Annotated in this window: 15 protein-coding genes and 1 pseudogene; 5 read left to right on the plus strand and 11 right to left on the minus strand. The window is 59.5% G+C overall.

The features are described from left to right. Positions 1-918 precede the first annotated feature (918 nt). The 3 genes from ILT44_RS21420 to ILT44_RS21430 form a co-directional block, all read right to left on the minus strand. A complete protein-coding gene (locus tag ILT44_RS21420) occupies positions 919-1,653 on the minus strand; it encodes an outer membrane protein (protein ID WP_204241652.1) in 735 nt (244 codons plus the stop codon). Between the two features lie 618 nt (positions 1,654-2,271). After that, positions 2,272-2,550 (minus strand): hypothetical protein, encoded by a 279-nt coding sequence (locus tag ILT44_RS21425; protein ID WP_204241653.1) that lies wholly within the window; start codon positions 2,548-2,550, stop codon positions 2,272-2,274. A 478-nt stretch (positions 2,551-3,028) separates the two neighbouring features. Then, positions 3,029-3,760 (minus strand): Crp/Fnr family transcriptional regulator, encoded by a 732-nt coding sequence (locus ILT44_RS21430; RefSeq protein WP_204241654.1) that lies wholly within the window; start codon positions 3,758-3,760, stop codon positions 3,029-3,031. 546 nt (positions 3,761-4,306) lie between these two features. On the opposite strand from ILT44_RS21430, the gene ILT44_RS21435 reads away from it, so the two are divergent. Continuing rightward, positions 4,307-4,777 (plus strand): cupin domain-containing protein, encoded by a 471-nt coding sequence (locus ILT44_RS21435; protein WP_204241655.1) that lies wholly within the window; start codon positions 4,307-4,309, stop codon positions 4,775-4,777. A 53-nt stretch (positions 4,778-4,830) separates the two neighbouring features. On the opposite strand, the gene ILT44_RS21440 is transcribed toward ILT44_RS21435, so the two are convergent. Continuing rightward, on the minus strand, positions 4,831-4,968 hold the full coding sequence (locus tag ILT44_RS21440; protein WP_204241656.1) for a hypothetical protein: 138 nt from the start codon (positions 4,966-4,968) through the stop codon (positions 4,831-4,833). 406 nt (positions 4,969-5,374) lie between these two features. Here ILT44_RS21440 and ILT44_RS21445 point away from each other — a divergent pair, with 406 nt between their 5' ends. After that, positions 5,375-5,653 carry a DUF6894 family protein gene (locus ILT44_RS21445; RefSeq protein ID WP_204241657.1) on the plus strand — a complete coding sequence of 93 codons (279 nt, stop codon included), beginning with the start codon at positions 5,375-5,377 and terminating at the stop codon, positions 5,651-5,653. Between the two features lie 879 nt (positions 5,654-6,532). Here ILT44_RS21445 and ILT44_RS21450 read toward each other — a convergent pair. The 4 genes from ILT44_RS21450 to ILT44_RS21465 all read right to left on the minus strand — a co-directional run bounded on the left by ILT44_RS21450 (position 6,533) and on the right by ILT44_RS21465 (position 11,738). Continuing rightward, the gene (locus tag ILT44_RS21450; RefSeq protein ID WP_204241658.1) at positions 6,533-6,886 is read right to left on the minus strand and encodes a hypothetical protein; all 354 of its coding nucleotides are present in this window, start codon (positions 6,884-6,886) and stop codon (positions 6,533-6,535) included. A gap of 92 nt (positions 6,887-6,978) precedes the next feature. Further along, entirely contained in the window at positions 6,979-9,987 is a 3,009-nt protein-coding gene (locus ILT44_RS21455; protein WP_204241659.1) for a glycosyl hydrolase family 28-related protein, read from the minus strand. Between the two features lie 955 nt (positions 9,988-10,942). Beyond that, complete coding sequence (locus ILT44_RS21460; RefSeq protein ID WP_204241660.1) at positions 10,943-11,128, minus strand: hypothetical protein; 186 nt, start codon at positions 11,126-11,128, stop codon at positions 10,943-10,945. 214 nt (positions 11,129-11,342) lie between these two features. After that, a complete protein-coding gene (locus tag ILT44_RS21465) occupies positions 11,343-11,738 on the minus strand; it encodes a hypothetical protein (protein WP_204241661.1) in 396 nt (131 codons plus the stop codon). A 772-nt stretch (positions 11,739-12,510) separates the two neighbouring features. Here ILT44_RS21465 and ILT44_RS31050 point away from each other — a divergent pair. Continuing rightward, a pseudogene (locus ILT44_RS31050) lies at positions 12,511-12,789 on the plus strand (transposase); the annotation flags it as partial. A gap of 57 nt (positions 12,790-12,846) precedes the next feature. Here ILT44_RS31050 and ILT44_RS21475 read toward each other — a convergent pair. The 3 genes from ILT44_RS21475 to ILT44_RS21485 form a co-directional block, all read right to left on the minus strand. Beyond that, complete coding sequence (locus ILT44_RS21475) at positions 12,847-13,560, minus strand: IS6 family transposase (protein WP_204241663.1); 714 nt, start codon at positions 13,558-13,560, stop codon at positions 12,847-12,849. Next, the gene (locus tag ILT44_RS21480; protein ID WP_204241664.1) at positions 13,557-14,333 is read right to left on the minus strand and encodes an IS5 family transposase; all 777 of its coding nucleotides are present in this window, start codon (positions 14,331-14,333) and stop codon (positions 13,557-13,559) included. The genes ILT44_RS21475 and ILT44_RS21480 overlap by 4 nt, the downstream gene beginning before the upstream one ends. 246 nt (positions 14,334-14,579) lie before the next feature. Continuing rightward, positions 14,580-15,980: a peptidoglycan-binding protein gene (locus ILT44_RS21485; protein ID WP_204241665.1), complete on the minus strand. Its 1,401-nt coding sequence runs from the start codon at positions 15,978-15,980 to the stop codon at positions 14,580-14,582. Positions 15,981-16,101: 121 nt separating this feature from the next. Between ILT44_RS21485 and ILT44_RS21490 the strand changes: the two genes are divergently transcribed. Together ILT44_RS21490 and pbpC are read left to right on the plus strand one after the other, a co-directional pair. Continuing rightward, positions 16,102-21,342, plus strand: coding sequence for an alpha-2-macroglobulin (locus tag ILT44_RS21490; RefSeq protein ID WP_204241666.1), 5,241 nt, complete (start codon positions 16,102-16,104; stop codon positions 21,340-21,342). After that, on the plus strand, positions 21,339-23,441 hold the full coding sequence (pbpC, locus tag ILT44_RS21495) for a penicillin-binding protein 1C (RefSeq protein WP_204241667.1): 2,103 nt from the start codon (positions 21,339-21,341) through the stop codon (positions 23,439-23,441). The genes ILT44_RS21490 and pbpC overlap by 4 nt, the downstream gene beginning before the upstream one ends. Positions 23,442-23,464 lie beyond the last annotated feature (23 nt).

Consider the following 23,464-nt stretch of genomic DNA (forward strand, 5'->3'; position numbering starts at 1 on the left):
CGCTTGAAGATCGACACCAGGATGGCTCCTCGATTAGCCATCCCTCGCTAAACGGCCAAGGTTAATGCAACGGTGCCGTAATGCTCGCCCTCGCCAGCTACTCGATCATGTTGGAAGTGCTTCTCTAAAACTCGCCCCTTAATGGTTGATCATGGGTTCGCCGAGCCGTTCCATACAACGGAATATGCGAATTAGAGCCTCTCCTGCCGAGGCTTGGCCCGGCGGCTCAGAACAAATGCAAATAGCAAGGAGAGGACCGCAATCACAATAATCGTGGTTAGGGCTATCTCGTTCCCGGACATTCAGACTTCGTTGGGCTTGGCTTCATTAGGAGATCAAGAGATGCGAGGTACGGCATCCTGCCATTCTGATAGGGCCGCCAGCGCTTCGCCAGCCTCCTATCATAAGCGGCTTATGTCGGGATTACGCGCTGGGAAGCACTCAAAGCAGAACTGAGTAGCCTGCAATCGCAAGCGGCACGGTCACAATAATTGCCGTGACCACGCGCCTTTCAAAACGGTCAAGTTCTGCCTCAGCTTGCTTGATGCTTATGTGAAGTTCAGAGTTGGTGCTACTCAACTGTTTGCCCCTAAAGATAAAGCTTCAGATGAGATATAACGTCTGAGCGCACCTGTGGGGTCCGCCCGTTACGGCAGGAGCCAAAACGCCCCAGCCGAGGACGGTTCAGGACACTCAGCCAGGGCGCCTTCCATGGTGGGGGCCATGGAGATGGTGCGGGCTGATACGCCACGCGCCCGGTGCCCGCATCCTGCAACGGCCGACGTAAATAATCCGTCACAGATCCCGATATCAGTGCAGCCCGGGCCTGACCTACATCCTTTCTTATTTCCCACCACTTGAAACGCAAAAGGCCCGGGTGTTTGCCCGGGCCTTTTCTGTGTCTTGTTGAGACGGGTCTTAGTAGGTGCTGAACTTGTAGCTGAGGCCAGCACGAACCGTGTGGAATTCAATGTCGTTGCTGCCGAGCGAGACATTGTCGAAGAAGTTATCACCACCCTCATAGCTGGTGTAACGGTATTCCAGACGGGTGGTCAGGTTGTTGGTGAAGGCATATTCGATACCAGCACCCAGCGTCCAACCGGTCAGCGTGTCGTCGCCGCTGTCGAGTAGACCGAAGCTGCCCGACACGCCTGCGAAGGCGAAACCACCGGTCGCGTAGATCAAAGCACGGTCAAACGCAAAACCGGCGCGAGCGCGGATCGAGCCCTGCCAGTCGAGAGCGTTGCCAGCGAAGCCGTAGTTCGTGAACACGACGCCGTCGGGGCCAACGATGACCAGGTCATCGTCGTCGTCGCCGAACACGCCTTCGACATCGCCTTCAACGCCGATCACGAACGAGCCGAGCTGGTAGTTGTAACCAGCATGGACACCGGCCAGGAAGCCGTCGCCGCTGTCACCGAAATCGCCGCTCTGCACCACGAAGCCGCTCGGGAGAACGATGTCGTTGTCGTTGGCATTCCAGCCGTACCCGATCTGGGCACCGACGTAGAAGCCGGTCCAGGTGAAGACCGGGACGGGAGCGTAAATGGGAGCCGGAGCGGCGCGTGATGGGAGGTCAGCAGCAGAAGCGGCGGAGATGCCGGCGGTGGCGAGGGCCGTGGCAGCGAGCAGGCCGAGAAGACGGGTTTTCATGAGCAATTCATCCCTTGTGCGAGGAGTCGCAAGGGAAGAGTATGGTTCAAGAATAAATTCTGACTATGGCACAGCCGCAACACTGCTGGGATTTGACCACTTTGGGGCCAAACTCATCGGCCTGTACGTATCGTGCTGCCCGCTCATACTTCCGTACCATTTGACAGGGTGGCGGGCGCGTGCGGTACTGGTCATGTTTTCGGAGTGAGACCCGAAGGCGAGAAGATGAACTCAACCCTGCCCTACCCTGGGCAGGGTTTTTTATGACGGTTGCAGCCGACGATGGAGTGTTGCTCCGACGCTGTAAGGAAGTGCCACGAACAGCCTTCTGCGAAGTTGCTTGGCGTCAGCAAAGGCGCCCTAACCGAGGGGTCTTAGACCTCCGGCTTAGGGCGTCTGTGGCCCTGGCCGAGGGAGTTCATGAACCTCCGCCGGGGCGGTGCGGAGAACGAAACAACCCCGCCTCTTTCGGGCTGATACACATTGCGCCCAGCGCAGGCATCCTGCTCCGACCGAGGTTAATGATCTGTCACAGGTCCTTGTACCCGCGCCGGCGCTCTAGGGCGGCCAGCCCCGCCACGCCTGGTCGGCGCTCCTCACAAATTTGGCTCCCCAGCCTCATAGCTCCAGCTTAGAGGTGGCTTTCTCCTCCCTACGTCCCTTCTCGATCACCTGCTTGTTTCGGATCCAGCCGATAGTGCAGATCAAGACAGCTCCGCCCAGCGCTCCCCCAATCAGCTCCACCATCATGTGGATGAAGGGGTCGCCGCCATGAAAGTCTCTGATGGAGATGGAATAGATCTGATGCGTGCCGACCGGCAGCAAACCAAGCAGAGCCCCTATGTAAGCAAGGCTCTCAAGGTCCCATGTACTGTGGCTGGCGGTGTCGCGTTTCATGCCAACCACTACGGTATCGTACGGCGGCAGAGATCGTACATCCTATCCTCTTGAGTTATAGATCCCGATACCCTCGCCGTTTGTGCCGATCCTGCCCCAATTGCGCATGGTTCCAAACAGATCGCTTTGTTGTACCAAGAGCTAGCAACCGATGTCGCAGACCTACGGCAGTTTCCATTCCCTCAGCGAGTTCATCGGGAAATGCGTTCCGAAGCGGGGAAAGTGGCAAGCACGTTGCCCTGTTCATTCATGGGGCCGTGGATGGCAGAGAACTACGTCGAGATCAATCCGGACATGGTCGCTCTGGCCAAGAAGCTGCGGCAGTACAAGGTCCAATGCCGCAAGCGCACCCTGCGGGAGATCGCAGACAAACTCGCCAAGGCTGGTTTCGTGACGGACACCGGAAAGCCCTACGCGGCAGCCGCTGTCGCCAAGATGATCGAGGCTCAGAGCAGGACTGGCGCAGCCATCCTAAGGATCAATCCTGCGAGGACGTCATGGGCAGCAATCGTTCGTAGGTCCGACGGATCTTGCCGTAGCACTCGCATGACATCTCTTCGAGGCCAGGGCGGTCCGCGATGATGATGCCCCCGCGCTGCTGGGTGATCAGGCCCTGCACCTGAAACGTGCGCAGCAAAGTGCTGATCGTTGAGCGCTGCACCCCCATCAACTCGGCCAGATCGGCATGGGTCAGGGGCAGGAGGTCCGTATCGATGCGGTCTCGTGTGCTCATGATCCAGTTGCAGCAGCGGGCCTCCACCGTATGGAAGGCATTGCAGGAAACCGCCTGGAAGGTCTGGGCCAGCAGCGCTTCGCTATAGCCGAGGATCAGTCGCCGTATCGTGGGTCGGGCCTGCATCGCCTCCTGCATCCTGTCGAGTGGGATCCGGGAGGCGGTACCCGCGATCTGCACCTTATAGCGCCCGAAGGCCTCGCGGGAGACAATGGCACTGATCAGGCCGAACAGCCCCTCCCGCCCGAAGGACGCCACCTCGACGAACTGGCCCTCCTCCATGATGTTGAGCAGGGTCACGAAGGTGTTATGCGGGAAGTAGGTGGAGTGGATGGTGTCACCGGCTTCGTAGAGGATCGCGCCCTTCGATAGCCTCACGATCTCCAGATGCGGCTCCAGGCAGGCCAGATCCTCCGGCGCCAGGGCGGCCAGGAGCCGGTTCTCCCGATGATTGGCCTTCGATGCTGAGGACACCATGGCAGGTTTTCCAGCCTCTCGGCTCAGAGTTGACCCATATGCAAGGCAACGGGCTACGGCCTATTGAGGCTGGATTTATCAGTCATGTCAGTCTGCCAGACGACACAACGATGACCCTGTTTTTAGGCTTCAGCCGGCCAGACGCCGCCGAGGAGACCTCTAAGGCCCCGAGCGATCAGGCCAAAGGACCGCACACGCGAGGCTGTGGGATCATATTGTTCCCACCCTGGTCGCAAAACTCATCGTTCAAGCCCGAGAGCTGTAGATCGCCTTACCTCTCCGCGTCGCGTGATGTACCCGCCAGTGCCCCTGGTTTCACCAGCCATGACTGGCGTTGAGGCGGCGATGCAAACAACAAGTGCGGCCAGAAGCCTGATGCGCATGTCATAGAATCCTTCAGAGGAAGGAGCGGCGCCCCTTATGCCGCGGCGTAAGGTGATCAAGCATTCCAACTACTCGGAATTTCCGCCTCAAGTCGGCAGGCTGCCCTGTTATGCTCGAGCAGATGGGCTTTCGAAGGCCATCGAACCAGAAGGAAGCTGATTGATGAACAAGGGCTCGGAAGCAGGAGCGCTCATCCGGCGAGTTGGTGACGGCGATAACAATCGTGCCTTTGATCTGCCCCGCACGTTTCTAGTGCAGTCCGGTGAGGTCGGAGGCAGCTTGTCGCACTGGATCGAGAATGTTCCGGTTGGAGCCGGTCCGCCGATGCATATCCATCATCAGGAACAGGAGATGTTCCGGATTCTGTCAGGTCAGTTCCGCTTCTGGTGCGCAGGCGAGGCTCAGGACCTGAGTGATGGGGACACAATCCTGATCCCCAAGGGGTCTCCTCACACTTTCAAGAACGTCGGCAGCGATGACGGCCAACTTCTGATCACGATGACTCCTGGTGGTGCCGAAGGGTTCTTCCTCGAGGTCGAGAGGCAGGGGCTCCACCCATCGCGAAATATGCCTCAGATCGTGGAAATCGCCGCCCGCTACAATCTCGAGTTCGTCGGGCCACCGCCCGCCTGAAGCGCGCTCCTATCTCCATATTGGGGCTTATGCGAAAATGCGTGGGGAAGCGCTCAAAGCAGGACTGAGTAGGCTGCAATCACAAGCGGCACGGGCACAATAATTGCCGTGACCACGCGTCTTTCAAAACGGTCAAGTTCTGCCTCAGCTTGCTTGATGTTTGTGTGAAGTTCAGAGTTGGTGCCATTCATCGTCGCCCCAAAGGTAAAATTACAGGTGAGATACTGAGATATAACGTCTGGGTGTACCTGTGGGGTCCGCCCGGACAGTTTACGCAAGAACGCCCTAGCCGAAGAGGGGGCCAGAACCCTCAGCCAGGGCGCTCTCCACGCCCGGGGGCTATGGAGATGGGTCGGGCTGATACACCACGCGTTTGGTGCAGGCATCCTGCAACGGCCAAGGTAAATAATCCGTTCGCCGCGATGGCCCTCCATCCGGAGCCCTTCAGCCGCAGAGAAGCATCGTCCATCCAACTCCCCGAAGGATTACCCAAGGCTGCAGAGGATCATCTTAGATCAATTTCGGGACGTGCCAGACTCATCCGAGCAACCTATAAGACTTGGCTTGTTCATTTGGAACGTAGGCTTATGAAGAACGTTGCGTTCCAAGGTCATCAAAGAGCCGCCTGCTGCGGACATCTTCCCGGAACTGCCGATGCGCTGCTATTTCCATCTCGTCAACTGTCACGCTTCAATCCTCGATAATGTTGGTGTGGAGGTGTCGGACCTTCCGACCGCACATCGTCAGGCGCTTTGCGCTCTTGAGGAGCTTCGGGTGGAGGCGGCAAACTGTGACTGGCAAGGCTGGCGCTTGGATGTAGCCGACCTGTCGGGCTCGGTTCTCATGTCCATTCCCTTGGAAGCCACCCTGCACTAGCGGCTGCGAAGTAGGGCTTCCAGCCACGGATCTGCCTCTCAGAGCCAAAGCGCGGTGGATCGCCAAAGATCCGCCAATAGCCGGTGCCTGCGGCCGGGTTGATGGTCCAGAACCCCACGGTGAGCGGGAGAGTGGGCGGGACCTCATCCTCAGCCATCCAGAGGATCACCGGTGTGCCGTCCCGTGGCGCGGTGCTGATGGGAGACCAGCCCCTTTCGTCATGTTTCTCCGCCATGGCGGGCGGGACCTCACAGGCCAAGTACGGCGTTAGTGTGTCACCTGGGGGTGAGCCTGTGGGTAAATGGATGCGCGACGTCAACGCTGACCTTCCTACCCGGATCAAGGCCAGCGAGGCTGAGCTCGCTCAATGCGAGTGGCAGGCGACCGCTCTCCTGACGTTCGTCACCTTGACGCTCGGATGCGCCTGTATGTGTGTGCTTTCAGGCTGGTCGATCCTATCAGGCGGTCAGGGCTCTGGCCACATGTGTGTCCGGTCTGATCGACCGTGGGCACAGATAACACCGGAGGCGCACGACTGCCCTGTAAGCTCCACCAATCCGAGATTAGCGCTGTCCTGATCTTGCTGTATCAGAACTGTCCCGTGATCCGCATGCCTAGTGTCAGCTTTTACAGCTTCTCGCTTCTGTGCAGTAATGGCGCAGCCGGATTGAGTGAGGCTCACGTGAACCTCTACGGTCTTGGAGACCTGCGCCGCATGACGCTCGGCCAGCGGCGGCTCAAGCATATGGTTAACCATCGACACAAAACGATCCCCAATCCAAGATCGTCAGTCTCGCAGCTCAGACATATGAAGGTAAGGTGCGGCGAAAACACCGCTTACGGTTCAATCATTACTAACTACAGTGAAGTGGCAACTCGTTAATCGATAGCGATCTCTTGTGCGGGGCGGAGCACTTGCGAACTTGATACCCTTTGCTCAAGTGCGCCGAGTATAAATTGGAGTTCTCCGTGAAGAACACGTAGCCGTTGCAGCAACTCAATATCAGCCAAATGAGCGGCCAAAGGTGTTTCGTTCGAAGCTGCCGGAGCGGAGATGACGCTGTGGATCCACTTCAGAGCTGCCGGCCCAATGCCAGGACTTTTCAGCCAGAGGCAATCGGAAACTTTGGCGATCTCGCCCTTGCTGGGACAGCGCCCCTCAAACACCTGCAAGATCGCTTTGCGGGCTCTCAAGGGAACCAGATCCAAAGGGAAAGGATCATCTAGCTGCATTGAGTCCACTTCAAGCCAATACTGGACCTAGGAGGCGGAAAGCGGGACAGAGCCCCGAGCCTTTCGGCCGGGGCTCTTTGGGCGGGGTGGTGTCAGATGACGAAGAAATCCTTGTAGGTGAGGGCGAGGTTCTTCGACAGCTGGGCGAACTCCACCGCCTGACCCTTGCCGGAGCCATCTGCGTCATAGGAGAGCACGCCCGTCTTCTTGTTGTAGATCAGGTAGTCGTCCCGCTCCTTCGCCTTGGTGCCGGTGACGAAGAACTCGGCGTCCAGCTGGGTCGGATTGGCCACCGTCCCGCTGCCGAGCTTCTTGAACACGGCGTTGTCGAGCAGGAAGCTGTCGTCCCTGACCTTGAAGTCGACGATCGTGTCGAAGCTCACCTTGCGGTCGGTCGAGGCAGTCCCGAGCCTTGCGTTGAACACGAAAGCATCGCTGCCCGCGTTGCCATAAAGGCGATCGTTGCCGGCTCCGCCATTGACCACGTCATCGCCAAGACCGCCATAGACCCTGTCGTTGCCGCTGTCGCCATAGACCCAGTCGTTGCTGGACCCGCCGTCGACGGTGTCGTGCCCGGAGCTGCCATACACCCGGTCGTTCCCGGAGCTGCCATAGACCCTGTCATTGCCTGTGCCGCCGCTGGCCCAGTCGTTGCCGGACCCGCCATGGACATAGTCGTTGCCGCTGTCGCCGTTGACACGGTCGTCGCCGCTGTCACCATAGACCTTGTCGTTGCCGGTGCCGCCATTGAGCCGATCATTGCCCCCGCGGCCCTTGATCGTATCGTTGCCGCCCTGGCCCTTGATGATGTCGTCGATGTTGTCCCGGCCGTTGAGCGTCTCGGATCGGGCGTTGCCGGTGCGGCTGACGACCGGATTGCTCGTGCTGACCGGAGGAGCAGCAGGAACCGGGGTCGGAACCCACGTGTCGCCAATGAGCATACCGTCTTTAAACTGCAGAACATCAATGTTCAGCAGGGTGTCCGTGCCCTCAGCTCCACCGGCGACGGTCCGGTTCGCAAGAGGGCCAGCGATCGTGTAGTTCGCACGATTGCCGGAGAACTGAGCTGTGTCCTTCCCAACTCCGCCGTCCAACGTATCGTTGCCCGCTCCACCACTCAGGACGTCGTCACCGCCAAGGCCATACAGCTTGTTGGCGGCGTCGTTGCCGATAATGGTGTTGTTCAGATCATTGCCTGAGCCGGTGATCGCAATACCTTGCAGAACAAGGTTCTCGACGAATTGGCCCAGCGTGTAGGCGATAGAGCTGTAGACTGTATCTGTGCCGCCTCCAGCCGCTTCAGCAACGACATCACCAGTATGATTGACAACATAGGCATCGTTGCCGGCCCCGCCGGTCATCAGGTCAGCGCCGCCTTGGCCGTCGAGAACGTTGTTGCCGGAATTGCCAGTCAGAAGATTGGCCGCTGAATTACCGGTAGCGTTGATGTGAGATGCTCCGGTCAGTATGAGATTTTCCACCTCTGCAGACAGGATATAGCTTGCTGTGCTGAAGACAGTGTCGACGCCGCCAGCACCCAGATGATCTTTCTCCACGATAACGTCCGCTGAGGAGTCGACATAGTAGGTGTCATTGCCATCGCCGCCATCGAGACTATCTGCACCGGCTCCGCCATCCAGCGTATCGGACCCCAAGCCTCCCTTCAGGGTGTTTGTCGCCAGATTACCGATAATGACATTGTTCAGGCCATTGCCCGTTCCGTTAATCGGATTGCTGCCCTGGAGGCTTAGATTTTCCACATTGGCGGCTAGCGTGTGACTGATATAGGCGAGAACCGTGTCGTTGCCCTCGTTGGCATTCTCTATCACTACATCACCAGAGTGGTCGACTACATAAGTGTCATTACCGGCGCCGCCCCGCATCTCGTCACCACCACCGGTGCCTGTCAGCGTATCGTTGCCGGTGCCTCCCGTTACCGGGTTCGCAGCCCCCGGGACGGAAACCGCTCCCGCATCCGTTCCCGTGATGGTATTGCCGGAGACGATGGTGTTGGTTGCACCACCGTCATCGTTGGTCGGCTCTTCACGCACGCCCCAGCGGGCATTGACCGCACCGGTGGACTCAATGGTGTTATTCAGGATCTGCGTGCCGATTGAATAGTATGTCACGCCAGTGACTGTATCCGCGCGGAGCCGGATGCTGACCTCATCGTAGGTGTTATCCGCGGCCTGTGCGTTGTTATAGATATGGCTGTTTTGAACGATAGTATTGGTCGCCCCCTCGATCCTGACCCCCTGAAGCATATTCCCATGAATGTCCGCACCACTGATCGTGACGTTTTCAGCCATGTTGAGCAGGATGCCTTCACGGGCATTATTGTAATACTCGCCGCCAACGATCTGAACCCCATCCGGCCATGGGATATTCTCTGAGCCGCGTTGAACAACAATGCCCGCCGAGCCGTTGTCATACGCCTTATTGCCTTCGAGGAGAAGGTCTGTAGTGGACGTAGTGATGTTGAAGCCGTGGCGATCATTGTCGTAGGCGATGTTGTTGCGGTAGACGCCATCCACGATGTAGTCGGCCACAAAACCATCGAGACCGTTACCGTGCGCTGAGCTGTTCTCGATGACTAGACGAATGGTCTGTTCATGTGGATCAAAGCCGTAGCCAGAGCAGTTCATCACCTCCACGCCGGAAACTCGGATATCAGCATCCTGTTGCGTGCTGCCGGGACGCACGCCTGTGTAGAAGCCGTCGATCTTGCCTGCTGTTTGGGCGCGGTTCCCATCAATAGTGAGGTTCAGCAGACTGGCTTTTGTGGTGACTTCGTCAAAGGGCGTACGAACGACGCCTGTGATGTCCCCGACCCAATTGTCAGCCACTTTAAGGGTGGTCTGACCCATGCCGGCACCTTGAAGAGTCGTGCCGGTGAGCAGTTGAATAGCCCCCTCGCTTTTGTCACCTGAGCCTGAGACGATGAAGGTGCCGGTTGGCAGAATAACCGTAACTTGGCCGGCGGTGGGATCCGTAAGGTACGCGGCGTTCGCTGCCTTCAGAGCGGCATTAATAGCCGCGGTATCGTCGGTAGCATCGTTTGCAGTGGCACCGTAATCGGCAGCATTGATGGTGATTGCCATTCAATCATTTCCTCAAGCAATGAATTCGCTGCAACGATAGATGGCAGGCCATTCGACAAAGCGAGGGGGTTATATCCCTCCTGGCTAGGTGCAGAACGAGTGATCGCTCAACCGGAGAAGGATAACCACTAAGGATATGTGAACAGCCAATTTGGATAGGTATAGTCAGCAGCACTTTTGGCCTGATAAGGTGCCTTTGATTGCTGCTACGGATCCGGAGCACTCCGCCTCTGAATTGCAAAGTAGAGTGCCATGCTGGCGCCCCTTTGTGCTGCTTGCGTCCTCCGGAAAGGCCGCTCACTCTTGCCTCGGCTGCCTTATCAACTACAGCTGTAGGCATGTCTCGGGACGGGCACGGATGCACTGCCCTCCCGGGTTCCTCGTCGGGCGTCATCGCTCGCTGAACAGCAATCCAGATGCTCTGCCTCTTCAATCTTCTCAATCATCGCTATCAAGTGGCGAGGATGTGCCGCTTTAAGCATTCCCGCGTAGATTACCTTTGAGAAGGTGCCCCACTTCGTGGGACCTGACGCGCAACTGTATCGACACGTGTTCCAGCTGAATTGCGGAGACTACCGTCCGTCATACTCGGCAACCATGACTATCGGTCGTCTCTCGCCGAGAAGTTTGACACAAACCGAGCGTATTGTGACGTGCAGTGTAGTTGAGAGACGCGTTCGTCCTACGTCTGCCAAAAGAACCCCACGCGCATTGACGACTTGCTCAGTGGTTGCCGAGAGGCGGCCTCCATCGCCGGACTTGCCTGTCAGAGCAAAAGCGGAGATAGCAAATGAGCTGACAGTAGCAGATGCCTGCCCGGCGACCGATGATCCAATAGCGCACAGTCTCGGGCAGTTCAGGCGGGGCGTCCTCTTCAATCATCCAGAGGATCATAGGCGTGCCATCACGCGGCGCGGCATTGATGGGGGACCAGCCACCACTCATGATTTTCTGATCACTCGTCAGCGGAAGCGCCGTGTTCCTCGGCAATCTGTTCAATGGCGTGCGCGAGATCGGCTTCGGCCTGGCTCAGAGCCTGCGAGCGGGCGATCTCAGCCCGGGTCTGTTCGATGGCCTGATGGGCCAGTTCAATCGTCTCCTCGACCGCCACATCGAGAGATTGCCTGTTCTGTTCAGCCATGGTCCTGGGCTACTCGCCCAATGGGGCCAAACCTTGGCAGTCAGAGGTCCTGATAGCCGCGCGGCCGCCGCGCTTGGGCAGGTCCAAGCCGTCACTCCACTAACATTCCAACCGGACCACCCCATGAGGACGGATCAATCGTACTCTCCTCCGCTCCGTCGGCTGTTTCCGTGACAGTGCCAATTCGACCAGGTTACGGAAATGTCGTTGTAGGTCAGAGGGCGATTTCTTGTGACGTTGCAGCCACCCACCGTCCCCGGTCGATCAGTGGAACCACAAGGGCTCCAAGCTCAACCGCCAATGTGTCGGTGCGACCGATGAACAAGAAAGCAAGATAGAGCCGCATGAGCTCAATCGTGACATACTGGAAACCCGTCTCGGAGCGCTTGTGAGGCTCCAAGCGCTGGACGGCCGCCTCAAGCTTGTCCATGCACGCTTTCTGCTCCTCCAAGGGCGACGCCCAGAACCCGCTCAATCCACCGAATACGCCCAAGAAATTGTCCCACAACTGGGCAAGGTTCTTGGCGACCTTCGCCTGTTGATCCGGAGCAAGGGCATGGAAGTCGGAGACGATCGCCTTAACCCGTTCAGGTCCGCGGGGGATATGCATCGGACCTGTCCCGATTGGCACGGGCAAAAGCCGGATCCGTTGCCAAAGGCGAGGTCCGGCAAGGTGATGCATGACGATCCGCACACCGTAGACAGGCAAGCGCAGGATCGCCCTGACGTAGCGGGCTGACACATGGCCCAATCGCCGGGAGCGGGCATGCCCGCTCTGTCGACCATAATGCGGAACAATATCCATCCGCGGTCGAGGGAAATGGATCTGCATCTGGTAAGATGGTTTATTCATGGGAGTGCACAATCTGACTTAGCCGGAAGCAAATCGGCTGAAACTAAGCAATAAATAATTCGCAATATTGCCTTCTTATGCGTTCTGAAAGACCATTTCCAGGAGACATATGGTCACTCTGCATGCGTGCAGCCACAAACGCTGAGAGTGGGCGCATCCAATACTTCTGGATACCAGTCTCTGGTGCATGACGCATAGGTTGGAGGGCTTCGTGTCATCCTCGCAGCCCAGCCGGAATTGGGCTGTTGGGCTCAGGAACTTCTAACAGGCGCAGAGCTCCTCTAACGACCAGCACCGGCTCTGCCTCGACGACTCGGCCGCCACGGGAAACCACCTTGCGACGTATGAACAGGAATAAGTGCTCACCGGATCAACGCGTCTGCTCACTGATATTGCCGCCGAAACCACTGCAGGGCCGCTGCCATAGCCGAGGCACGTAAATATGCCGATGGTCCAGGTGTCTCTAGGCTCAGGACCTATTAATTTGGGCTGAGGTGTGATTCAGAGGCTCCTGTCGAGGAGGCTCTGAATGGGTGGTCTGTTTCTGCTAAGTGAGCGTCAGATGGCGCGGATTGCGCCGTCCTTTCCGCTGGCTCATGGAGTTCCACGGGTGGATGATCGGCGCGTGGTCAGCGGGATCGTGTACGTGATCCGCAGCGGCCTACAGTGGAAGGATGCGCCCGAAGAGTACGGGCCATACAAGACGCTCTACAACAGGTTCATGCGCTGGAGCCGGCTCGGCGTGTTCGACCGGATCTTTGCCGCGCTGGCGGGTGAAGGTCCCAAGCCCGAGCGCATCATGATCGATGGCATCGTCACATTAACGGACACTCGACAGGATTCGGATTGTGACAAGCCTATTTTTTCAGGCGACGAGCGCCACAGACGTGATGTCCGCCCATGCCTCAAAGGCTGCGCTGCGAGCCTTGCGATAGTCTGCGGCCGTGAGTTGATGCCGCCGTAGGTGAAACAGGTTGCTGATAGGATCATGGATCGAGAGAAAGCGCTGCGCTTGCCGGGCTGACTTGAAGCGCTTCATCTGGCGCTCGCGTCGGCGAGTTGGTTGGTGGGAATTCTCCGCTCGGTTGTTCAATCCTTTGTGCTGCCGATGTTCGAGGCTTAGGCCCATCTCCCGGCGAGCAGCGCCGTAGGATCCAAGTTTGTCCGTGACCATCACCCGCGGGGCCATGGCATTCTTCTTCAGCAGCTTGCGCAGCAGGCATTTGGCGGCCTTGCGGTCGCGGCGACTCTGGACCAGGACATCCAGGACAAAGCCGTCCTGGTCCACGGCCCGCCAGAGCCAGTGCTTCTGGCCGGCGATGGTAATTACCACCTCGTCGAGATGCCAGCGATCACCCGGTCGAGGCGTGCGTCGGCGAATGCGATTGGCAAACTCCCGACCGAACTTCTCGGCCCAGCGTCGCACCGTCTCATGGCTGACCAGGATGCCTCGGGCCGCCAGCATCTCCTCCACCATCCGGAGGCTCAGGGGAAAGCGGAAGTACAGCCAGACTGTCAGGCTGATCACCTCGGCAGGGAAACGGTGGCGAGCGTAGAGCGAGGGGCGCGGCTTCTTCATACCGCCTCATACACAAGCTCCCGATCACAACTCGTTAACGTGACGATGCCGCTCTCTGCCATCTCACTTGGCACCGCTGTTGAGCGTGGTGGGACGATTACGTCAGCCTCAGGATGAAGCTTGGCAACCGTGCTGTAGATGCCAGCTTGATCGTAAGCTCCATCGCCGATGAAGGAGGCGAGTGGACCTGGGATCTGATCGAGCAAGAGCCCAACTTGTGAGCCATCATCGACATCCCTGCTGGTCAGCTCTGAGGCGAGGATCTGTCCAGTCTCGGCGTCCATGCCGATGTGCAGCTTTCGCCAGGACCGGCGTCTTCGGGTGCCGTGCTTCTCGACCAGACACTCGCCGGGTCCGCACAACCGCAGGCCTGTACTGTCGACCAGCAGGTGAACAGGTCCTCTCGAACTCGAACAGGGCCTTGGCACCTCCAGGGTTTCGGCCCGTCGGCTCAGGGTTGAGTGATCCGGCACCGCCAGATCCAGACCCAGGAGCTTCAGGATCGAGCCAATCAGGCCTTCCGTCTGACGCAGCGCCAATCGGAACACCGCCCGCAACGTCAGCGCTGTTCTGATCGCCAAAGCCGAATAGTGAGCTTGCCCGCCCCGGGTTGTGCGCGGCTCGGCCCGCCAAGCGGCGATTGCTTCCTCGGTGTACCAGACCGTCAGACTTCCCCGCTGACGCAGGCTGGCGTCGTACTCCGCCCAGTTCGTCACCCGGTACCGCTGCTTGGGAATGCGGTGACGGCGGGCGGCATGAGCCTTGAAGGGCATCACGGGATCTTTGCTCGGAAGCCAAATAGGCCTCTACGCTATCGAGTACGCTATCCAGCCCCGGTTACCAACTTGCTCATCCATGCAACAACGCGATCCGGCGGCCTAGGCCCATCGCTGCACGCATCAGGGAGTACTCGGCCGAGATGCAGGCGGAGTGGGAGGACTTCAAGAAGTGGTTCGACGAGAACTCCGGCTTCATGCTCCGCATTCAGCAAGGGGATGTTTGCCGTCTCACCCCGCGAGTCAAGGACCGCATATGATCGGCACTAAAGACGGCCGCATAGACCCTACGATATCAGCAGCTCTGCGGCTCTGCGCCACCGCTTCATTCCATTGATCAGCAAGTACTGGAGCGGTCCCAAAAAGATCGGATACTGGGACGACTGGGTAGTTTGCAGTCGGGACTATGCCAGCAATCCTTTGCGGCATTGAGGGAAGGATACCGGCCAATCCAACAAGAGTGCCATGCATATCTATAACAAGAGCTCCGCTCATTCCAGGCTGCAAAGGAGCGGAGATTATGCCGGCGTTCAAGGCCTTTGCCGGCATAGCGGAGAGATTCGTCTTCCCGCCTTCTTCGGCAAAGCCGATGACCAGGAGGGGCGAGGCTTCCACGAGAACCCCATGAGCCGCTTTGAGCGGTTGCGCGTTCAAATCATTGGCAAATTCCAGCACGAAGGGACTTCGGCCGTTGATCTGACGTGGCTTGAGTCCGGGTACCCGTACATCTCTACAGGAAGCGATGGGAGCCGTCGTAATGACTTGCCGGCGGCCAATAACGATGCCGGTGCCGATGAGGTTCGGTGCCTGAGGCTCGGTTTGAGGCTGCAGTTTGGGGACTGGAGCCACAGCAACGGCTGCCGGAGCCAGCTGTTCAGGGAACAGTGTGAAGCTGTTGGCGATAGCGACGACAAACCGGTCGAACTGAGGCGCCAAAGTCTTGTCATAGCCAATTGAAAAACCGCGCAGGCCTCCTGTGCCGCCGCTGTAGCGGGTATAGAATTTCCCAATTGATGTTTCGCCGGCGATGACAAAGAAGTCCTGGCGAAGCACTTTATAGCTCACTGCTCGCCCAGGAGCCTGGATCGAGAGGTTGCGGTCATAGAGTGATTGCAGGGTCGCATCCGGCGGCGCCAAGCGGGTATCGAGTGTTATCCTGTCGTCCGCGCTCTGCCAGCGGCTTCCGCCGCTGGGATTCGTGGCCTGTTTAGAAAGGATCTTTGTAGGGATGCCAATGCGGATCCCGGTCTTTGGATCGTCAACCAGCATAAAGCCGGCTGCCGCTCGGGCCTGCTGGGCAGCGGCAAGCAGGCCCGATCGAGCTTGGGGAATGAGTATGCCATTCGGTTGTTGCCGCGATCTGATCTGATAAGCGGCAATAGCAGCATAGGTCTGACGCCCAAACGTTCCGTCGGCCACGCCGTTGTAGTCACCTGTCCATATCAGAGCGTCTTGAATCAACCTCCGATCGGTTTCGGACAAAGCCTCGAAGGCAACTCGGGCGTCATCGAGAGCAGTGTCGGAGGCGGCAGTTCTCGGATTGGGAGACGGCGATTGTGCTTGGACAGACTGAGGATATAAAGCCGTGAGAGCGGCGAGCACGAAATAAAATGTCATGAATGCTCGCGGGTTGGAGAAATCCATCGTCTATATCCTCAAAAGCTTGACCATTTTCCCAAACTCTGGCGTCGGAAGCTAGTGCCGAGAAAGTGCCCTGGTGCTAAGGTCGGCGGACCTGTTGATAGCTGAGTATGAGGAACTTCTCATGGCCCGATCTCTGTTGCGCACGGTCTTGGTCGCCGTGGGTTTGATGGCAGGCGGATATTCTGCACAGGCGCAGAAAAGCTTCATACATGGCGACCTAGCAAGTCAGGCCGTACGGCTGGAGCAGACCCTTAGGATCGAAGGTGGACGCCTGACAGGCGGCAAGCCAGCTCAGCAGCTGCAGCAGGAGGGAGAGGCAAGTCTGGCTCGAGGTAATGCACGTCAGGCATTGGATCTCTTCGCTGCCACCATTGCTGTGGAGCCTGACAATGCAGCGGGCTGGTACAGCTATGCCAGAGCGGCGCTCGCGATCAATCCAGGCAATAACTGGGATGAGCGCTACAAGCTGCAGGAGCGTCAGGCCACGGCAGCATATGCCGCTTACCAACGCGCAAGGACACCTAACGACGAGGCTATGTCTCTTGCGCTTCTTGGCGAGGTCTATGCGGCCCAGCAGGCGTGGCGTCCATCTCTCAACGCCTATGCGGCGAGCTTAAAACTTCAAAATAATCCTGATGTACGCTCGACCTACGAGCAACTCCGCGAGGAGCACGGCTTCAGGGTGACTGACTTCAAGGTGGACTCCGACTCGGCTTCGCCCCGTGTTTGCTTCCAGTTCTCCGAACCGCTGACGGCCGGCAAGGTGGATTTCGCTCCCTTCGTGGCTGTCTCTGGCAGCGCCAATGCGGCAGTATCAGCCGAGGGACAACAGCTCTGCGTCGATGGTCTGAAACACAGTGAGCGCTACGCCATCGTCCTCCGGCAAGGACTGCCGTCGGCTGTGGGAGAGAGCCTGATCAAGGCGGCGGATTACGAGGTCTATGTTCGGGACCGTGCGCCCCAAGCCCGTTTTACCGGTCGCAATTACGTGCTGCCGAGCACGGGGCAGGAAGGCATCCCGGTCGTGTCGGTGAACACGTCCAAAGTCGGTGTCGAGGTCTATCGGGTTGGCGACCGCAACCTTCTGCCGACCGTGCGGTCCTACGATTTTCTTGGACAGCTCACCCGCTACTCCGCCGCCGAAATTGCTCGCGACAAGGGCATAAAGATCTGGAACGGCACGCTCGAGACGGGCTCCGCTCTCAATCGGGACGTGGTCACGGCCTTCCCGGTCATGGAGGCGGTCGGCAAGCTCGAGCCTGGCGTCTACGTGATGACCGCGAAGCCTCATGACGGCACGGCGACATATAACGAAAGCGCCGAGGACTACGAGAATATCGCCACGCAATGGTTCGTGGTGTCCGACCTCGGTCTGACGGCCTTGACCGGCAAGGGTGGAGCGCAGGTCTTCGTGCGATCGCTCGCTGGCGCCGAACCACGTGCCAACGTGGAGGTGAGGCTGGTCGCCCGCAACAACGAGGTTTTGTCGACGAAGAAGACCGACGCTATGGGAGTCGCCGTCTTCGATCCGGGTCTCGCCCGAGGCGAGGGCGGGCTTGCGCCGGGCCTCGTGGTAGCGACGGAGGGGGTCGATTATGGTTTCCTCGACCTCGGCACCGCGGCGTTCGATCTGACCGACCGGGGTGTGAAGGGACGGGCTGCGTCCGGCGCTGTCGATGCCTACCTCTACACGGAGCGCGGCGTTTACCGGACCGGCGAGACTGTGGCGTTGTCAGCGCTCCTGCGGGACGCGAAGGGCGCCGCAGTCCCAGGAGTGCCGCTGACCATCGTGGTACGGCGACCCGACGGCGTCGAGTACCGTCGAGCTTTGGTCGAGGACCAAGGCCTTGGCGGCCGCGCCTTATCAATCCCCATCCTGCCGGGATCCCTACGTGGCACTTGGCGGATCGCCGCCTATACCGATCCCAAGAGTTCATCGGTTGGTGACGCAAGTTTCCTGGTCGAAGATTACGTGCCCGAACGGCTGGAACTGACCCTTACGCCGAAGGTGGATGCTCTGCGGCCGGGACAGCCGGCTCCCATCGATTTGGCGGCGCGATATCTCTACGGCGCTCCCGGGGCAGGACTCTCGGTTAGCGGCGAGGTCACGGTCGCGGCGGCATCCGCGAGCGGCATCAAGGGGCTCGAGGGCTACACGACCGGCCTGGACGACGAGACGGTCGATGCTTCCACGGCAGAGATCGAGCAGAGTGCCACGACGGATGCACAGGGACGTGCCAATCTTCAGATCCCGGTGCAGGACATGGCGGCACCGCGCCCGACCGAGGCGAGGTTCACCTTACGCGTGGCTGAGTCTGGCGGACGGGCAGTGGAGCGCAGCCTGACGCTGCCGATCCTGCCGAAGGGTCCGGTGGTGGCCGTACGTAAGAATTTTGCCGGACAGCTCGGGGAGGGGGCGAACGCCACCTTCGATGTCGTTCTTGCAGATCCGATGGGCAAGCGACTTGCCAGCGGCAACGTCACCTGGAGCCTGTATAAGATCGAGCGACGCTATCAGTGGTACAATTCCGATGGGCGCTGGGGTTACGAGCCGGTCAAAGCAACACGCCGCGTGACAGATGGGCGTATCAATGTAACCACCGATACGTCAGGGCGTATTTCGGTTCCCATAGAGTGGGGCACCTACAGGCTCGACGTGAGTGCCCCCGACCTCGGCGAAACCGGGCACACCAGTCTGTCCTTCACGGTGGGCTGGTCCGGAGACCAGACGGCCGACACGCCAGACCTTCTCGATATGAGCCTCGACAAGGCGAGCTATCGCGCCGGCGAACCCATGCAGCTGCGCCTCAACCCGCGTTTCAAGGGCAAAGCGACGCTGGCTGTCGTCAGCGACCGGGTGCACGACATCCGCGTGGTCGATGTGGCAGCGGAAGGCACGAATGTCAGCCTGCCTGTACAGCCCTCTTGGGGTTCGGGGGCTTACGTCATTGCCATAGCACATCGCCCCCTTGATCAGGCAGCGAAGCGGATGCCCGGACGGTCGTTGGGGACAGCCTGGTTCGAAGTCGACCGTGACGCTCGAAACCTCCAAGTGAGCCTGAACGCCCTGAGTAGTGCCCGACCTCGGGGACGTTTGACCATGCCGATCAAGGTTGCCGGGCTGGCACCAGGCGAGGAAGCGCGGATCACCGTCGCGGCGGTCGACGTGGGAATCCTCAACCTCACGCGTTATGAGGCGCCGAACCCAACAACCTATTTCTTCGGTCAGAAGCAACTCTCCTCTGAGATCCGGGATCTCTACGGCTATCTTATCGACGGCATGCAGGGCACTCGCGGGGCCATCCGTTCGGGCGGCGACATGGAGCCGAAGGCCCTCGACGGCATCCCGCCGACCCAGGAGCCGCTGGCACGCTTCTCAGGTGTGGTGAAGGTGGAGCCAGATGGCTCTGCCAACATCGATTTCGATCTCCCTGCCTTCAACGGTACCGTGCGGGTCATGGCAGTTGCCTGGACGACGGACCGCGTTGGCAGTTCGAGCGCCGACGTGATCGTCCGCGACCCCGTCGTGCTGACAGGTACGCTCCCCCGTTTCCTGTCCGTCGGCGACCGCTCTCGCTTCTTCATGCAGATCGACAACGTGGAGGGGCCGACTGGAGATTACACGGTCGATCTCGACATCCGCGGCCCGATCATCGTAGCGGCGGATGCCCTGAGCTCCACCATCAAGCTAGAAGCAAAGGCAAAGGGCAGCCTCATCATTCCAGTCACCGCAGGCGGTCAGGGGACGGCGGAAATCGACGTCGTCCTCAAGGGCCCAGATATCCAGGAGCTGAGGCAGAGCTTTGCTATTGCTGTCCAGCCCGGGACCGGAGCCCTTGCAAGGCGAACTGTGCAGATGATGGCCCTGGGAGGGAGACTCACTATCTCGAAGGATCTCGTCGCTGATATCCTCGCAGGCACCGGAACAGTCTCGGTCTCAGTCTCGCCGCTTGCGAGCCTCGATGTGCCGGGCCTTCTCAAAGCCCTCGACCGCTATCCTTACGGCTGCACGGAGCAGGTCGTGAGCCGGGCCTTGCCGTTGCTCTATGTCAATCGACTTGCCGAGGAGGAGAACCTCTCTCTCGATGCTACAGCCGATGAAAGGGTTCGGCAGGCGATCGAACGCGTTCTGGCGCGGCAGGCCTCCAACGGGTCATTCGGCCTCTGGTCTGTTGGCGGTGACGATCTGTGGCTGGATGCCTACACCAGCGACTTCCTGACCCGAGCGCGGGAGCGGGGCTTCACGGTGCCGCAAGTGGCGTTCAACCTCGCCCTCGACAGGTTGCGTAATTTCGTCGCCAACACAACCCAGGTGGAGGAAAATGCGGCCAGTCTCGCCTATGCGGCTTATGTGCTGGCCCGTAACGGCCGCCCGGTCATGGGAGATCTACGTTATCTCGCCGATACGAAGATCGATGAGTTTGCGTCACCCCTCTCACGTGGTCAGATTGGTGCGGCGCTCGCTTTGCTTGGCGATGGTGCCAGAGCTCAGAAGGCTTTCTTGGCTGCTGTTGATCTCTTGCAGAGTGCTCAAGATACCGGGAGTTACCGTCCAGATTATGGCTCACGCTTGCGGGATGGGGCAGGGCTCTTGGCCCTTGCCTCGGAGGCGAGTAACTTGCCGGCGATCATGCAGCCGGTCGCACGAGTGATCGATGAGGAATGGGGCACCCGGCGGACCAGCACGCAGGAGGACGCCTGGCTGGTCATGGCCGCGCAGGCGATGGATCGCGGTGCGGAAAATGTCGTCCTTACGGTCGATGGCGCCGAGCATCGCAGAGCGTTTTACCGCACCTACAAGGATGCCGTGCTCGATAGCGCCTCAATTAGCCTCGCCAATGCCGGACGCACCCCGGTCCAAGCGGTTGTGACCGTGGCCGGCAATCCGGTTGAGCCTGAGCCCGCTCTGTCACACGGTTATACGGTGGAACGGAGCTATTACAGGCTCGACGGCAGCGAGGTCCAGCTCACTTCCGTGCCGCAGAACGAGCGCCTCGTGGTGGTACTGAAAGTCACTGAAGCAGAGGCCAAGGAGGCACGCTTGCTGTTGGTCGACCGTTTGCCTGCAGGGTTTGAGATCGATAATCCGAAGCTTGTGGACAGCGATACGGTGGCAAACCTATCCTGGCTCAAGCGGGATGTGGAGCCGGCGCATACGGAATACCGCGACGACCGCTTTGTCGTGGCCTTTGACCGCAAGCCGGATCAGCCCGCTTTCTTCACGGTCGCCTACATGGTCCGTGCCGTGTCGCCTGGAACCTATGTTCACCCATCGGCACAGGTTGAGGACATGTACCGTCCCGAACGCTACGGGCGAACGGGCTTGGGTTCCGTCGGGGTCGTGCAGGTGCGCCAACAGTGACGGATAAGCGACAACGCCAGCAAGCAAAGTGGGGACTTATCCTCGCCACTACTCTTGCGCTTGTCGTTTCCATTCCGGCTCTCGCCCTGTGGCACTTTACTGAGAGCTTGGGGCCGCTTGATCTGACCGTTGTAGAGAACCGCTCAACAGTGGTCCTTGATCGCCATGGACAGTTATTGCGTCCCTTCGCGATGAAAGGGGGCCGCTGGCGCCTTCCGATCGAGACAGATGATGTCGATCCACGCTATCTCGCCATGCTCAAAGCATACGAGGATGGGCGGTTCGACCGCCATTCTGGCATCGATCCCCTGGCGCTCCTGAGAGCGGCAGGGCAATTTGTCGCCAACGGCAGGGTTGTGTCCGGTGGGTCTACGTTGACCATGCAGGTGGCACGCCTCCTGGAGCCCAGGGATGAGCGTACGCTTTCTGCAAAACTTCGCCAGATAATCCGGGCGGTCCAGCTGGAGAGCCGCCTCTCGAAGAACGAGATCCTGCGTCTTTACCTCACGCTGGCACCGTATGGCGGCAATCTCGAGGGCATGCGGGCTGCAAGCCTATCCTATTTTGGACGCGAGCCGAAGCGCCTATCGTTCAGTGAGGCTGCCCTTCTCGTCGCTCTGCCACAATCGCCGGAGACGCGCCGTCCGGATCGCTTTGCCCAAGCAGCATTGATTGCCCGTAACCGGGTTCTCGACCGGGCTCGAGAGCGTGGCGTCATCTCCACGGCGGAGGCTGAGGCCGCGAAGGCCGCGCCCATGCCTGACGCCCGTCGACCTTTCCCGATGCTGGCAGCCCATGCGGCAGAGGCTGCTGTCGCGGAACGGCCAGATCCAAATACGCATCTACTCGCCATCGATGCCCGATTGCAGGCAAACCTTGAGCAACTGGCGCGAGAGCGGGTCGAAAGGCTCGATTCCAAGCTGTCCGTCGCGATCTTGGTGCTCGACAATGCGACGGGCGAAGTGCGTGCCCAAGTCGGCAGTCCCGATTACATGAGCAAGGAACGGGCGGGCGCCATCGATATGACGCTCGCGATGCGTTCGCCTGGCTCAGCTTTGAAGCCTTTCATTTATGCGCTCGCCTTCGAAGGTGGTCTGGCCCATCCAGAGACACTTCTCGATGACAGGCCCTCCCGATATGGGATCTACCAGCCAGAGAACTTCGATCTTGCCTTCCAGGGCACGGTGACAGCACGCAAGGCTCTGCAGATGTCCCTCAACCTGCCTGCGGTCGAACTCCTAAACGAACTCGGGCCGGCCCGTTTGTTGGCGCGTCTGCGGGATACGGAGACCGCTATTGTGATACCGAAAGAGGCGGCCCCCAGCCTTGCTGTCGGCCTCGGCGGCCTCGGCATTACGCTAACTGACCTGACACGACTCTATAGTGGCCTCGCGAGGGGCGGGGAAATGCCACATCTCGTGCGCTATACCGGTGAGCCAGCGGCATCGACGCAGGGGCGACGCATCGTCGACCCTGTCTCAGCGTGGTACGCCTTCGACATCCTGCGAGGAGCTCCACCACCGGACAACGCGCTTGCCGGACGGATTGCCTTCAAGACTGGCACGTCGTACGGCTATCGCGATGCTTGGGCCGTTGGATATGACCGGCGGTTCACGATAGGAGTTTGGGTTGGCCGGCCAGACGGCACGGCTGTACCTGGTCTCGTCGGCCGCTTGATCGCGGCGCCAATCCTGTTCGATGCCTACGCCCGTCTCGGTGTCGAGCCGGAAGCCTTGGCGGTACCTCCCTACGCCTTGCAGGCCACGACCGCCACCCTGCCGCCGCCCCTGCGCCATATCCGCCAAGATGTGCCGAAGTCGATCGCCTCGACCGTACAGGCGCCTCTCAAAATTGCGTTCCCACTTGACGGATCGCGGGTCGATCTTGGCCTCTCGCATCCGTCAGATGAGAGGGGCAGCCTAGTCCTCAAGGTGTCAGGCGGGGTTCCCCCTCTAACCTGGATGGTGGACGGGGCTCCCGTGGAGATCAGCACCCTGCGACGCGAGGCATTCTGGCAACCGGAGGGGGCCGGCTTCGTTCGCCTTTCCGTGATCGACGCGAGAGGCGCCACGGACAGTATCGTGGTGCGGCTGGAGTAGGCCATGTAGGACCTATCACCTCC

The sequence above is a fragment of the Microvirga arvi genome (assembly GCF_016892765.1).
Taxonomy (GTDB): Bacteria; Pseudomonadota; Alphaproteobacteria; order Rhizobiales; family Beijerinckiaceae; genus Microvirga; species Microvirga arvi.

Bases quoted from the DNA above. Each gene is read 5' to 3' on its own strand.
- ILT44_RS21440 (WP_204241656.1), bottom strand. From the start codon at position 4,968: ATGAATGGCACCAACTCTGAACTTCACACAAACATCAAGCAAGCTGAG.
- ILT44_RS21425 (WP_204241653.1), bottom strand. From the start codon at position 2,550: ATGAAACGCGACACCGCCAGCCACAGTACATGGGACCTTGAGAGCCTT.
- ILT44_RS21430 (WP_204241654.1), bottom strand. From the start codon at position 3,760: ATGGTGTCCTCAGCATCGAAGGCCAATCATCGGGAGAACCGGCTCCTG.
- ILT44_RS21460 (WP_204241660.1), bottom strand. From the start codon at position 11,128: ATGGCTGAACAGAACAGGCAATCTCTCGATGTGGCGGTCGAGGAGACG.
- ILT44_RS21455 (WP_204241659.1), bottom strand. From the start codon at position 9,987: ATGGCAATCACCATCAATGCTGCCGATTACGGTGCCACTGCAAACGAT.
- ILT44_RS21480 (WP_204241664.1), bottom strand. From the start codon at position 14,333: ATGCCCTTCAAGGCTCATGCCGCCCGCCGTCACCGCATTCCCAAGCAG.
- ILT44_RS21465 (WP_204241661.1), bottom strand. From the start codon at position 11,738: ATGCATATCCCCCGCGGACCTGAACGGGTTAAGGCGATCGTCTCCGAC.
- ILT44_RS21475 (WP_204241663.1), bottom strand. From the start codon at position 13,560: ATGAAGAAGCCGCGCCCCTCGCTCTACGCTCGCCACCGTTTCCCTGCC.
- ILT44_RS21450 (WP_204241658.1), bottom strand. From the start codon at position 6,886: ATGCAGCTAGATGATCCTTTCCCTTTGGATCTGGTTCCCTTGAGAGCC.
- ILT44_RS21485 (WP_204241665.1), bottom strand. From the start codon at position 15,980: ATGGATTTCTCCAACCCGCGAGCATTCATGACATTTTATTTCGTGCTC.
- ILT44_RS21490 (WP_204241666.1), top strand. From the start codon at position 16,102: ATGGCCCGATCTCTGTTGCGCACGGTCTTGGTCGCCGTGGGTTTGATG.
- ILT44_RS21435 (WP_204241655.1), top strand. From the start codon at position 4,307: ATGAACAAGGGCTCGGAAGCAGGAGCGCTCATCCGGCGAGTTGGTGAC.
- ILT44_RS21420 (WP_204241652.1), bottom strand. From the start codon at position 1,653: ATGAAAACCCGTCTTCTCGGCCTGCTCGCTGCCACGGCCCTCGCCACC.